This window comes from Mycobacterium botniense (genome assembly GCF_010723305.1).
GTDB lineage: Bacteria > Actinomycetota > Actinomycetes > Mycobacteriales > Mycobacteriaceae > Mycobacterium > Mycobacterium botniense.
In genome coordinates, this window is the sequence record NZ_BLKW01000004.1 from 962,930 (window position 1) to 975,248 (window position 12,319).

At 68.9% G+C, this 12,319-nt stretch carries 12 protein-coding genes; all 12 read left to right on the forward strand.

The window, feature by feature from the left end:
- Window position 1: 1 nt before the first annotated feature.
- The 12 genes from murD to G6N08_RS14560 all read left to right on the forward strand — a co-directional run bounded on the left by murD (window position 2) and on the right by G6N08_RS14560 (window position 12,319).
- Window positions 2–1,486 carry a UDP-N-acetylmuramoyl-L-alanine--D-glutamate ligase gene (gene murD / locus G6N08_RS14505; protein ID WP_163760658.1) on the forward strand — a complete coding sequence of 495 codons (1,485 nt, stop codon included), beginning with the start codon at window positions 2–4 and terminating at the stop codon, window positions 1,484–1,486.
- 6 nt (window positions 1,487–1,492) lie between these two features.
- Window positions 1,493–3,082 carry a putative lipid II flippase FtsW gene (gene ftsW / locus G6N08_RS14510; protein ID WP_163758389.1) on the forward strand — a complete coding sequence of 530 codons (1,590 nt, stop codon included), beginning with the start codon at window positions 1,493–1,495 and terminating at the stop codon, window positions 3,080–3,082.
- A complete protein-coding gene (gene murG, locus G6N08_RS14515; protein WP_163758391.1) occupies window positions 3,079–4,296 on the forward strand; it encodes an undecaprenyldiphospho-muramoylpentapeptide beta-N-acetylglucosaminyltransferase in 1,218 nt (405 codons plus the stop codon). Before ftsW ends, murG begins: the two co-directional genes overlap by 4 nt.
- The gene (murC, locus tag G6N08_RS14520) at window positions 4,293–5,750 is read left to right on the forward strand and encodes a UDP-N-acetylmuramate--L-alanine ligase (protein WP_163758393.1); all 1,458 of its coding nucleotides are present in this window, start codon (window positions 4,293–4,295) and stop codon (window positions 5,748–5,750) included. The genes murG and murC overlap by 4 nt, the downstream gene beginning before the upstream one ends.
- Complete coding sequence (locus G6N08_RS14525) at window positions 5,747–6,745, forward strand: cell division protein FtsQ/DivIB (protein WP_308494713.1); 999 nt, start codon at window positions 5,747–5,749, stop codon at window positions 6,743–6,745. The genes murC and G6N08_RS14525 overlap by 4 nt, the downstream gene beginning before the upstream one ends.
- Window positions 6,746–6,981: 236 nt before the next feature.
- Window positions 6,982–8,121: a cell division protein FtsZ gene (ftsZ, locus tag G6N08_RS14530; protein ID WP_163760663.1), complete on the forward strand. Its 1,140-nt coding sequence runs from the start codon at window positions 6,982–6,984 to the stop codon at window positions 8,119–8,121.
- Between the two features lie 97 nt (window positions 8,122–8,218).
- Entirely contained in the window at window positions 8,219–8,926 is a 708-nt protein-coding gene (gene pgeF / locus G6N08_RS14535; protein WP_163758395.1) for a peptidoglycan editing factor PgeF, read from the forward strand.
- Window positions 8,923–9,687 (forward strand): YggS family pyridoxal phosphate-dependent enzyme, encoded by a 765-nt coding sequence (locus tag G6N08_RS14540; protein ID WP_163758397.1) that lies wholly within the window; start codon window positions 8,923–8,925, stop codon window positions 9,685–9,687. Before pgeF ends, G6N08_RS14540 begins: the two co-directional genes overlap by 4 nt.
- Before the next feature lie 67 nt (window positions 9,688–9,754).
- Complete coding sequence (locus G6N08_RS14545) at window positions 9,755–10,387, forward strand: cell division protein SepF (protein ID WP_163758399.1); 633 nt, start codon at window positions 9,755–9,757, stop codon at window positions 10,385–10,387.
- Between the two features lie 154 nt (window positions 10,388–10,541).
- Window positions 10,542–10,832 carry a YggT family protein gene (locus G6N08_RS14550; protein ID WP_163758401.1) on the forward strand — a complete coding sequence of 97 codons (291 nt, stop codon included), beginning with the start codon at window positions 10,542–10,544 and terminating at the stop codon, window positions 10,830–10,832.
- A gap of 240 nt (window positions 10,833–11,072) precedes the next feature.
- Window positions 11,073–11,846 carry a DivIVA-like cell division protein Wag31 gene (gene wag31, locus G6N08_RS14555; protein ID WP_163758403.1) on the forward strand — a complete coding sequence of 258 codons (774 nt, stop codon included), beginning with the start codon at window positions 11,073–11,075 and terminating at the stop codon, window positions 11,844–11,846.
- Window positions 11,847–11,920: 74 nt separating this feature from the next.
- Complete coding sequence (locus G6N08_RS14560; RefSeq protein ID WP_163758406.1) at window positions 11,921–12,319, forward strand: cytochrome d ubiquinol oxidase subunit II; 399 nt, start codon at window positions 11,921–11,923, stop codon at window positions 12,317–12,319.

Sequence of the window (12,319 nt, forward strand, 5' to 3'; positions counted from 1 at the left end):
TATGCGACACGACGGCGCGCGGGGTGTAGCGGGCGGCGGCCTGCTGGCGCCCGGCGCCCGCGTGCTGGTGGCCGGCGGCGGGGTCACCGGCAAGGCTGTGCTGGCTGCGCTGGCTCCACTGGGGGTGGTCGCGACCGTGTATGACGACAATCCGGCCATCCGGCACTGGCATGCCGACCGGGGCGTGCCGGTCATCGGTTCGTCGGCCGCGGCGGACCGGATTGCCGATTATGCCCTGGTGGTGACCAGCCCGGGTGTGCCGCCGACCGCGCCGGTACTGGCCGCCGCCGCCACGGCGGACGTGCCGGTCTGGGGCGATGTCGAACTGGCGTGGCGGCTGGACAGATCCGGTTGCTACGGACCGCCGCGGCGCTGGCTGGCGGTCACCGGCACCAACGGCAAAACCACCACCACAGCGATGCTGCACGCTATGTTGTCGACCGCGGGACTGCGCACCCGGCTTTGCGGCAATATCGGCAGCCCGGTGCTCGAGGCGTTGCGTGAGCCTGCGGAGCTGCTTGCCGTCGAGCTGTCCAGCTTCCAGCTGCACTGGACGACATCGCTGCGGCCCGACGCCGGTGCGGTGCTCAATATCGCCGAAGATCACCTGGACTGGCACACCAGCATGGCCGAGTACACCTCGGCCAAAGCGCGGGTGCTGGACGGCCGGGTGGCGGTGGTGGGGCTGGATGACGCGCGGGCAGCCGCGCTGCTGAACACGGCGGCGGCGCCGGTGCGGGTTGGCTTCCGTCTGGGTGAACCGGCCCGCGGCGAGCTCGGTGTGCGGGACGGGTTGCTGGTCGACCGCGCGTTTGCCGACGATTTGGCGCTGACGCCGGTCGCGTCGATACCCCTGCCGGGGCCGGTGGGTGTGCTCGATGCGCTGGCCGCCGCGGCGCTGGCCCGCAGCGTCGGGGTGCCCGCCGGCGCGATCGCCGAGGCGCTGCTGTCGTTTCGGGTGGGCCGGCACCGCGGCGAGGTGGTGGCGGTCGTCGATGACATCAGCTACGTCGACGACTCCAAGGCCACCAACCCGCACGCCGCCGAAGCGTCAGTGCTGGCCTACCCGCGGGTGGTGTGGGTGGCCGGTGGCCTGCTCAAGGGCGCATCCATCGACGCCACGGTCGCCCGTGTGGCCTCCCGGCTGGCCGGGGCGGTGCTCATCGGCCGTGATCGGCATGAGGTTGCCAAGGCGTTATCGCGACACGCGCCCGAAGTCCCCGTCGTCCAGGTTGTGACAGGCGAGGATGCTGGTGTGGGTGAGACGAATGATGCTTCTGTTACAACTGTGACTCAATCTGTCCCGGAGTCCGACGAGGCCCTCGGTGCTCGCGTGATGACCGCGGCGGTGGCGGCGGCTCGAGACCTGGCCCGGCCTGGTGACACCGTCCTGCTGGCTCCGGCGGGTGCGTCATTCGACCAGTTCAGCGGCTACGCCGATCGCGGCGAGAAGTTCGCCGCCGCCGTGCGCGCTGCGGTCGGGTAGGCGGGCGTGGCGGGCGTTCTGACCCGGTTGCTGCGCCGGGGTTCGACCACTGCGGAGACGGCCGGACACCTGACCGCTGGCGGCGCGACCGGGCCGGTCGACGCGGCTGCCGGCCCGGCCACCGCAACGGCTGAACCAGCGCTCGCCGCGCCGGCCAGAATCGGTGTGCCCACCCGATTCGGCACCTGGCTGGGGCGGCCCATGACATCGTTTCACCTCATCATCGCCGTCGCTGCGCTGTTGACGACGCTCGGTTTGATCATGGTGCTCTCGGCGTCGGGTGTGCGCTCGTACGACGATGACGGCTCGGCCTGGGTGATATTCGGTCGGCAGGTGTTGTGGACGGTCATCGGGCTGGTGGCCTGCTATCTGGCGCTGCGGATGTCGGTGCGATTGATGCGGCGGATGGCCTTCCCGGGGTTCGTGCTGAGCATCGTCACGTTGGTCCTCGTGCTGATTCCCGGTGTCGGCAGGGAGGCCAATGGGTCTCGGGGATGGTTCGTGGTCGCCGGGTTGTCGATGCAGCCGTCGGAGTTGGCCAAGGTGGCTTTCGCCATCTGGGGTGCGCATCTGCTGGCGGCCCGGCGGATGGAACGAGCCTCCCTGCGCGAGATGCTGATTCCGTTGGTGCCGGCAGCCGTCGTGGCGTTGGCGTTGATCGTGGCACAGCCCGACCTCGGGCAGACTGTGTCGCTGGGCATCATCCTGCTGGCCCTGCTCTGGTACGCGGGTCTGCCGCTGCGAGTGTTCCTGAGCTCACTTTTCGCAGTCATCCTGTCGGCGGCGATCCTGGCGGTGTCCGAGGGCTACCGCTCCGAGCGGGTGCGCTCCTGGCTGAACCCGGGCATGGACCCGCAGGACACCGGCTATCAGGCCCGACAGGCCAGGTTCGCCCTGGCTAACGGCGGTATCTTCGGCGACGGTTTGGGCCAGGGCACGGCCAAGTGGAACTACCTGCCGAATGCGCACAACGATTTCATCTTCGCGATCATCGGCGAAGAGCTCGGTTTTATCGGGGCGGTCGGGTTGCTGGCGTTATTCGGGTTGTTCGCCTACACCGGGATGCGGATTGCGCAGCGATCCGTCGACCCGTTTCTGCGGTTGCTGACTGCCACCACGACGATGTGGGTGCTGGGTCAGGCGTTCATCAACGTGGGCTACGTCATCGGGCTGCTGCCGGTTACCGGCCTACAACTCCCACTCATCTCCGCGGGTGGAACATCCACGGCCACAACACTTTTGATGGTGGGTGTGATGGCCAATGCCGCTCGCCACGAGCCTGATGCGGTGGCCGCTTTGCGCGCCGGGCGTACCGACCGGGTGAACCGGCTGCTGCGGTTACCGCTGCCGGAGCCGTATCTGCCCACCCGCGTCGAGGCGCTGCGGAACCGGGCCGGCGCACATCCGCACCCGGTCAAACCGGCGCGCAAGTCGGACCGGGCGCCGGTGGCCGGCCGGGCCGCGGGCGCGCCCCGACCACGCCGGACCGACCATCGCCCGGCCCGCCGATCGGGGCATCATGGAGCTGGTCAGCGCTCTGCCGGCCAGCGTCCGATACGGCGGGCTCGCGCCCTGGAAGGTCAGCGTTACGGGTGAACGACTCGGTCACAGAGCCGGTTGGTGGGCTTCGGACTCGTGATGAGGACGGGACACACCGCGGTGCTGCCCCGGTGTCGGTGCTGCTCGCCGGCGGCGGCACCGCCGGTCATGTCGAGCCGGCCATGGCGGTCGCCGACGCGCTGGTCGCTCTGGATCCGCGGGTGCGCATCACTGCGCTGGGCACGTCGCGAGGCCTGGAAACCCGGCTGGTGCCCCAACGCGGGTACCGCCTGGAGCTGATCACCCCGGTTCCGTTGCCGCGTAAGCCCAGCGTCGACCTGATCCGGTTGCCGGCGCGGATCTGGCGCGCGGTCCGGCAGACCCGTGCGGTGCTGGACGACGTCGGGGCCGACGTCGTCGTCGGCTTTGGCGGCTACGTAGCCCTGCCGGCGTATCTGGCCGCCCGCGGCCTCCCGGGACGGTGGCGGCGGGTCCCGGTGGTCATCCATGAGGCCAACGCCAGCGCCGGGCTGGCCAACCGGGTTGGTGCGCGCAGCGCCCGCCGGGTGCTCTCGGCAGTACCCGAGTGCGGCCTGCGCGGCGCCGACGTGGTCGGCGTTCCGGTGCGTCCCGCGATCGCCGGGCTGGACCGCGCGGCGCTGCGCACAACGGCGCGGGCCCATTTCGGTTTCCCCGACGACGCGCGGGTGTTACTGGTGTTCGGCGGTTCACAGGGCGCAGCCTCGATCAACCGGGCCGTGGCGGCCGCGGCCGCTGCTCTGGCCGCCGCCGGTGTGGCGGTGCTGCACGCCTACGGGCCCAAGAACAGCCTGCACCTGCGCACCCCGCGCGACGGGGATCCGCCCTACCTGGCGGTGCCCTATCTGGACCGGATGGATCTGGCCTACGCGGCGGCCGACCTGGCGATCTGCCGTGCCGGAGCGATGACGGTCGCCGAAGTCTCAGCGGTGGGCCTGCCGGCGATCTATGTGCCGCTGCCCATCGGCAACGGCGAACAGCGACTCAACGCACTTCCGGTGGTCAACGCCGGTGGTGGGCTGCTCATCGCCGACGCCGACCTGACACCGGATGTGGTGGCCACGCAGGTGGGTGAGTTGTTCAGCGACCCGGCCCGGCTGGCGGCGATGACGGCGGCGGCGGCACGGGCGGGACATCGCGACGCCGCGCGGCAGGTCGCTCAGATCGCGCTCGACATCGCCCGCACAGCGGGCAACGGCCAGCCTGGCGCTCGTCGGCGGGGGGGAGCATGACCGCCGGGGCGCTGCCGCCCGAGCTGCGGCGGGTGCACATGGTCGGTATCGGGGGAGTGGGCATGTCGGCTATCGCCCGCATCCTGCTGGACCGCGGCGGCATGGTCTCGGGCTCTGACGCCAAGGAGTCGCGCGGGGTGCGCGCGCTGCGCGCCCGCGGCGCGCTGATCCGCATCGGCCACGACGCGTCGTGTCTGGATCTGCTGCCCGGGGGTGTGACCGCCGTCATCACCACCCACGCCGCCATCCCCAAGACCAACCCCGAGTTGGTCGAGGCACGTCGCCGCGGGATCCCGGTGCTGCTGCGCCCAGCGGTGCTGGCCAAACTGATGGCCGGGCGCACCACGGTGATGGTCACCGGCACCCACGGCAAGACGACGACGACATCGATGCTGGTCGTCGCATTGCAGCGCTGCGGGCGCGATCCGTCATTCGCCGTCGGCGGCGAGCTGGGCGAGGCCGGCACCAACGCCCACCATGGCAGCGGGGACTGTTTCGTCGCCGAGGCCGACGAGAGCGACGGCTCACTGCTGGAGTACACGCCCGATGTCGCCGTGGTCACCAATATCGAGTGCGATCACCTGGATTTCTTCGGCAGTCCTGCTGCCTACGCGGCGGTGTTCGACGCTTTCGTGGAGCGGCTTTCCGCGGGCGGGGCGCTGGTGGTCTGCCTCGACGATCCGGGAGCTGCGGCCCTGGCCGAACGTACGGCGGCACTGGGCATCCGGGTGCTGGGCTACGGCAGCCCGCAGGCCGGCCGGCCGGCCGGCACGCTGTTGTCGTGGGAGCAGCAGGGCAGCGGTGCGGTGGCGCATATCCAGCTGGCCGGCGAACGCCACCCGCGGCTGATGCGGCTGTCGGTGCCCGGACGGCACATGGCTCTGAACGCGCTGGGGGCGCTGTTGGCCGCGGTCGAGATCGGCGCTCCGGCTGACACCGTGCTTGACGGGCTGGCCGGTTTCGACGGGGTGCGCCGCCGGTTCGAACTGGTCGGCACCGCCGGGTCGGTGCGGGTGTTCGATGACTACGCCCACCACCCGACGGAGATCAGCGCGACGCTGGCCGCCGCCCGTAGCCTGCTGGAGCAGGACGGTGGTCGCCTTCTGGTCGTATTCCAACCCCATTTGTATTCGCGGACAAAAGCTTTCGCTACTGAATTCGGCCGTGCGCTGGATGCCGCCGACGAGGTGTTTGTGCTGGACGTGTACGGCGCGCGAGAACAACCGCTCCCCGGGGTGAGCGGTGCCCGTGTCGCCGAACACGTCAGCGTGCCGGTGCGCTATCTGCCCGACCTCTCCGAGGTTGCTGAGGCGGTGGCAGCAGCCACCGCCCCCGGCGATGTCGTGGTCACCATGGGTGCCGGTGACGTCACCATGCTCGCGCCTGAGATCGTTGCCGCAGTGCGGGTGCGGGCACACCGCGGTGCGCCGGGGCAGCCGGAGGCGTTGCGGTGATACCGCAGGAGGAGGGGCCGGGCGCCGAGGTTGCGGCCGAGGACGCCGGCAATGCGCCGGCCCCACCCGGCGAGCACACACCGGCAGGCTCGGGCGAGGACGCGCCCCAGACGGGGGACACCGGGCAGGCCCGGCAGACTCCGGGAGACGACGCCGGACATCCTGATCAGGCCGAATTTGAAGGTCCGCGACGACGGGCCCGGCGCGAACGCGCGCAGCGCCGCGCCGCGCAGGCCCGCGCCCGAGCGATCGAGCAAGCACGCCGCGAGGCCAAACGGCGCGCCGGCAGCCACGCCGCCGCAGAGCCCAAACCTGTCGCGCGCGGCGCGGTCCGGGGTCTGACGATGCTGCTGTGGACTTTGGTGTTGGCTGTTGCGGCGGTCGTGCTTGGGCTGGTGCTCTATTTCACGCCCGCGATGTCCGCCCGCCACATCATCGTCGTCGGGACCGGAACGGTGACCCGTCAAGAGGTGCTCGACGCGGCGCGAATACGGCGCGGGACACCACTTTTGCAGATCGATACCGGTCAGGTCGCCGACCGGGTCGCGGCCATCCGGCGAGTGGCCAGGGCGCGGGTGCAGCGCCAGTATCCGTCGGCGGTGCGTATCACCATCGTCGAACGGATTCCAATGGCCGTCAAGGATTTTCCAGACGGCCCCCATCTCTACGACCGGGATGGGGTGGACTTCGCAACCGCGCCGCCGCCGCCGTCGCTGCCCTACCTCGACGTCGCGAATCCGGGACCGGCCGACCCGGCGACCAGGGCAGCGCTGGCGGTGCTGGGCGCGCTGCGTCCCGAGGTCGCCGGCCAGGTGGGCCGGGTCGCGGCCCCGTCGGTGGCGTCGATCACCCTCACGCTGACCGACGGCCGGGTGGTGATCTGGGGCACCACCGACCGCACCGAGGAGAAAGCAGAAAAATTGGCGGCACTGTTGACCCAACCCGGGCGGACGTACGACGTCTCAAGCCCGGACCTTCCCACGGTCAAGGGTTGACCAGGGCCGACCATGATGCTGTCGCTGCTCTTCTCAGCGGGTGACCCGATGGTGACGGAAATCGACCGAAATTCGCCCGCCGCCCCGTCGGCGCGCCTGCGTCGATCGCGCGCGCGGTGGCCATACCGTTCTGTTTGCGCACAACTACTTGACATAACTCTAAGCCTCTGGTTGAGGTTGAGGGTTTGCCAGGCGGAAGCCGCCACGGACAGTCCCACCAGGGAGGAAGACGAATGATGACCCCCCCGCATAACTACCTGGCCGTCATCAAAGTCGTGGGGATCGGCGGCGGCGGCGTCAACGCCGTCAACCGGATGATTGAACAGGGTCTCAAGGGCGTGGAGTTCATCGCGATCAACACCGATGCCCAGGCGCTGTTGATGAGTGATGCGGACGTCAAGCTCGACGTCGGCCGCGACTCCACCCGCGGGCTGGGCGCCGGCGCCGACCCGGAGGTGGGGCGCAAGGCCGCCGAGGACGCCAAAGACGAGATCGAAGAGCTGCTGCGCGGCGCTGACATGGTGTTCGTCACCGCCGGTGAAGGGGGCGGCACCGGCACCGGCGGGGCGCCGGTCGTGGCCACCGTCGCCCGCAAGCTGGGGGCGCTGACCGTGGGTGTGGTTACCCGGCCGTTCTCGTTCGAGGGCAAGCGGCGCAGTCAACAGGCCGAAGCCGGTATCGCCGCGCTGCGGGAAAGCTGCGACACGCTCATCGTGATCCCCAACGACCGGCTGCTGCAGATGGGTGACGCGCATGTCTCGCTGATGGACGCCTTCCGCAGCGCCGACGAGGTGTTGCTCAACGGGGTGCAGGGCATCACCGATCTGATCACCACCCCGGGACTGATCAACGTGGACTTCGCCGACGTCAAAGGCATCATGAGCGGGGCCGGTACCGCGTTGATGGGCATCGGCTCGGCGCGCGGGGACGGCCGGGCGCTGAAAGCCGCCGAGATCGCGATCAACTCCCCGCTGCTGGAAGCCTCCATGGAAGGCGCGCAGGGTGTGCTGATGTCGATCGCCGGCGGCAGCGATCTGGGACTGTTCGAAATCAACGAAGCAGCCTCGCTGGTGCAGGAGGCGGCCCATCCGGACGCCAACATCATTTTCGGCACCGTCATCGACGACTCGCTCGGCGATGAAGTGCGCGTTACCGTGATCGCAGCCGGCTTCGACGTCAGCGGACCGGGCCGCAAGCCTATCCTCGGCAGCGCCCAGGGCCAGACGATCGCGCCGGGTCAGGCCGGCCGGATCACCTCGACAGTCTTCGAGCCGCCTGACCCGGTCAGTGTGCCACTCCAGACCAACGGTTCGACGCTCAACGTGGGCGGCGATGACGACGAGGACGTCGACGTGCCGCCGTTCATGCGCCGCTGACCATCCGCCCGAGCGTGCGTGTCTGTACATGACACACCGATCGCCGGTGGACATCTGCGCACGTTCGCGCACGATTGGCGGCCCTGATACTGGGTACATGAGCTTTCGGGTGCGCCGAGTGATCACCACTCGGGCCGGCGGCGTTTCGGCGCCGCCGTTCGACACGTTCAACCTCGGCGACCATGTCGGTGATGACCCGGCTGCGGTGGCGGCCAACCGGGCCCGGCTGGCCGCCACCATCGGTCTGCCCCCCAGCAGGGTGGTGTGGATGAACCAGGTCCATGGCGCTCACGTCGCGGTGATCGACGCGCCGCCCGACCGCGCAGTCGACGACACCGACGCGGTGGTTACCCGCACACCGCGGCTGGCGCTGGCGGTCGTCTCCGCGGACTGTGTGCCGGTGTTGCTGGCCGACGCCCGCGCCGGTGTCGTCGCGGCGGTACACGCCGGGCGTGTCGGGGCGGCGCGCGGGATCGTCGCGCGCGCTCTGGAAGTGATGCTGGCCGTCGGAGCCCACCCCGGCGATATTTCGGCCCTGCTGGGCCCCGCGGTGAGCGGGCGCAACTACGAAGTGCCCGCCGCGATGGCCGACGAGGTCGAGGCCGCTCTGCCGGGCAGCCGCACCACCACATCGGCCGGCACGCCCGGACTCGACCTTAGAGCCGGAATCGCTTGCCAGCTTCGAGATTTGGGGGTCACGGCCATCGATATCGACCCGCGCTGCACAGTGGAGGACCCAGCTTTGTTCAGTCATCGCCGCGAGGCGCCGACCGGGCGGCTGGCGTCGGTGGTGTGGATAGAATGAGCGCCGCGGCGCCGGCGGCGCAGCGGCGGGAACACGAATTGTCCCGCGCATTGACCCGGGTGCGGGCGCGGCTGGCGGCGGCCGCCGAGGCGGCGGGCCGTGCGGCTGACAAAATTGAACTTCTGCCCGTCACCAAATTCTTTCCAGCAACCGATGTCGCCATTTTGTCGCGATTAGGTTGTCGGTCGGTCGGCGAATCCCGCGATCAGGAAGCGTCGGCGAAGATCGGCGAACTGGCCCGGTTGATGGGCCCCGCGGCGCAGCAGGTGCAGTGGCATATGGTCGGCCAGATCCAGCGCAACAAAGCCCGGTCAGTGGCCCGGTGGGCGGACACGGTGCATTCGGTGAGCAGTTCACGTGTGGTGACCGCACTCGACCGCGCGGTCACCGCAGCGCTCACCGAGGGTCGGCGCCGCGACCCGCTGCGGGTGTATGTGCAGATCAGCCTCGACGGTGATGTGTCTCGCGGTGGAGTGGACATCTCCGCGCCCGGCGCGGTCGACGACGTCTGCGCGCAGGTCGCCGAGTCGGATGTCCTGCGCCTGGTCGGGCTGATGGGGATACCGCCGCTGGGCTGGAACCCGGACGAAGCGTTCGCCCGGCTGCGCGCCGAACATCGCCGGGTGCTCGAGTCCCACCCTGGCGCGGTGGGGTTGTCGGCCGGGATGTCGCACGACCTGGAGTTCGCCGTCAAACATGGTTCGACGTGTGTGCGTGTCGGTACCGCGTTATTGGGTCCGCGACCGCTACGGTCACCGTGAACAGTCACTGTAGTCACACTTTCATCACAGACACCACAACCGCCAGATGCCCAGAAGGGTTCCCGCGATGAGCACACTCCACAAGGTCAAGGCCTACTTCGGTATGGCGCCGATGGAGGACTACGACGACGAGTACTACGACGACCGTGCTCCGACCCAGCATGGTTACCCGCGCCCGCGCTTCGATGACGGCTACGGCCGCTACGAGGTGCGCGACTACGACCATCCGCGCGGCGAGCCGGACGAGTACCCGCCCGGCGGCTACCGCGGTGGTTACGGTGAGGAGCACCGGTTCCGTCACCGCGATTTCGACCGCACAGAGCTCGCCCGTCCCCGGTTCGGCTTGTTTCGGGGCACCACTCGTGGTGCGCTGGCCATGGATCCTCGCCGAATGGCGATGATGTTCGACGACAGCAGCCCGCTGTCGAAGATCACGACGCTGCGGCCAAAGGACTATAGCGAGGCCCGCACCATCGGCGAGCGGTTCCGAGACGGTATCCCGGTGATCATGGATCTCGTCGCGATGGACAACGCCGACGCCAAACGTCTCGTCGACTTCGCGGCCGGGCTGGCCTTTGCCCTACGCGGTTCCTTCGACAAGGTCGCGACGAAGGTGTTTCTGCTCTCACCCGCCGACATCGACGTCTCCCCGGAGGATCGACGCCGCATCGCCGAAACCGGGTTTTACGCATACCAGTAGCGGCGCGGATGTGCGGCCTTCGGATGCCGCCGCGTCGGTGTGGCTGCCGGGCTTGCGCGGATCGCGGCGGTGCTGCGCGGTAGGCTGACGTTCGTCGCACGCGGGGCGGCGATACCGTCACTGTCACATCCTCGTCGTTAAGGTCGGGCTTTCGTTGGGGCTGTTCTTCCAGATCCTCGGCTTCGCGCTGTTCGTCTTCTGGCTGCTTTTGATCGCTCGGATCGTCGTTGAGTTCGTCCGCTCGTTCAGCCGTGACTGGCATCCGCGGGGTGCCACCGTGGTGGTGCTGGAGCTCATCATGTCGATCACCGATCCGCCGGTGACGCTTTTGCGCCGGCTTATCCCGCAGCTCACGATCGGTTCTGTCCGCCTCGACCTGTCCATCATGGTGCTGCTGCTGGTGGCCTTTATCGGGATGCGGCTGGCTTTCGAGGCGGCCGTTTAGCAGCCGGGTGGCCGGAGGCGGGGCCGCAGACCCCAGTTGGGTTTGCTCGCGCGGATTTCAGGAACGTTTGGGAACCGGATTTCTTTGGTCGTAAAGTGTGAAATTCGTTCTTAATTTATTGGGCTAATCGGCAACAGGCGGGTCTGGTGTGACAGGATGGGCCGCAGTTGCAGTACGGCTACCGCGCCGTTCTACACTTTCCAAAATCGGTTTGACTGTCCAGACTCGAGGGGGCAAACAATGCCGCTTACACCAGCCGACGTCCACAATGTGGCGTTCAGCAAGCCGCCTATCGGCAAGCGTGGCTACAACGAGGACGAGGTCGACGCCTTCCTCGACCTGGTCGAAAACGAGCTGACTCGACTCATCGAAGAAAACACCGATCTGCGCCAACGGGTCAAAGAGCTCGATGAGGAGCTGGCCAGCGTGCGCGCGACCGCCAGCGCCCAGCCCACCGAGGCCATGCCGCTCTACGAGCCCCCGCGGGAAGCCGCGGCGCCGGCAGCCACCGAGATGAGTGAGGACCAGGCCATGAAAGCCGCCAGGGTCCTGAGCCTGGCCCAGGACACCGCTGATCGGCTGACCAGTAACGCCAAGGCCGAGGCGGACAAGCTGCTGGCCGATGCCCGTGCCAACGCCGACCAGATACTCGGCGATGCCCGGCGGGAAGCTGAGACCACCGTCACCGAAGCCCGGCAGCGCGCCGACGCGATCCTGGCCGATGCGCAAACTCGATCGGAGGCCCAGCTGCGCCAGGCCCAGGAGAAGGCCGACGCACTTCAGGCCGACGCCGAACGCAAGCACTCCGAGATCATGGGCACCATCAACCAGCAGCGCACCGTTCTGGAGGGCCGCCTCGAGCAACTCCGCACCTTCGAGCGGGAGTATCGCACCCGGCTCAAGACCTACCTGGAATCGCAGCTGGAGGAATTAGGGCAGCGCGGGTCGGCTGCACCCGTCGATTCCAGCGCTGAGGCAAGTGGATTTAGTCAGTTCAATCGGGGTAATAACTAGCCCAACCGTGCCGGACCGTCCGGCCGGCAAGATGTAGTCCCGGCGGTGTCGCCCGTTGGGCTGGAGGATTGCCGATGCTCATTATCGCCCTGGTGTTAGCGGTGATCGGTCTCGCCGCGTTGGTGTTCGCGGTCGTCACCAGCAACGAAGTCGTGGCGTGGCTCTGCATCGGCGCCAGTGTGCTGGGCGTAGTGCTGCTTATTGTTGACGCGCTGCAGGAGCGACAGGCGCGGGCGGCCGGCCCGGTCGGCCAGCAGCCGTCCGCGCCGCCGCACGCAGACGATGCGGGCGCGGAGGCGGCGACCAGTGCTGTCGAGGGTGACACTCAGCAGGCCGTCGACGCGGATTACCCTGAGGACACGCCGGATGCGGACGTCGCCGATGCCGAGGGCATATCGCTATCCGACGTCGGTGAGCACTCCGGTGTGCCCGCGGACCACGGCCGCAGCGACGCCGACGACAGCACGGGCTGA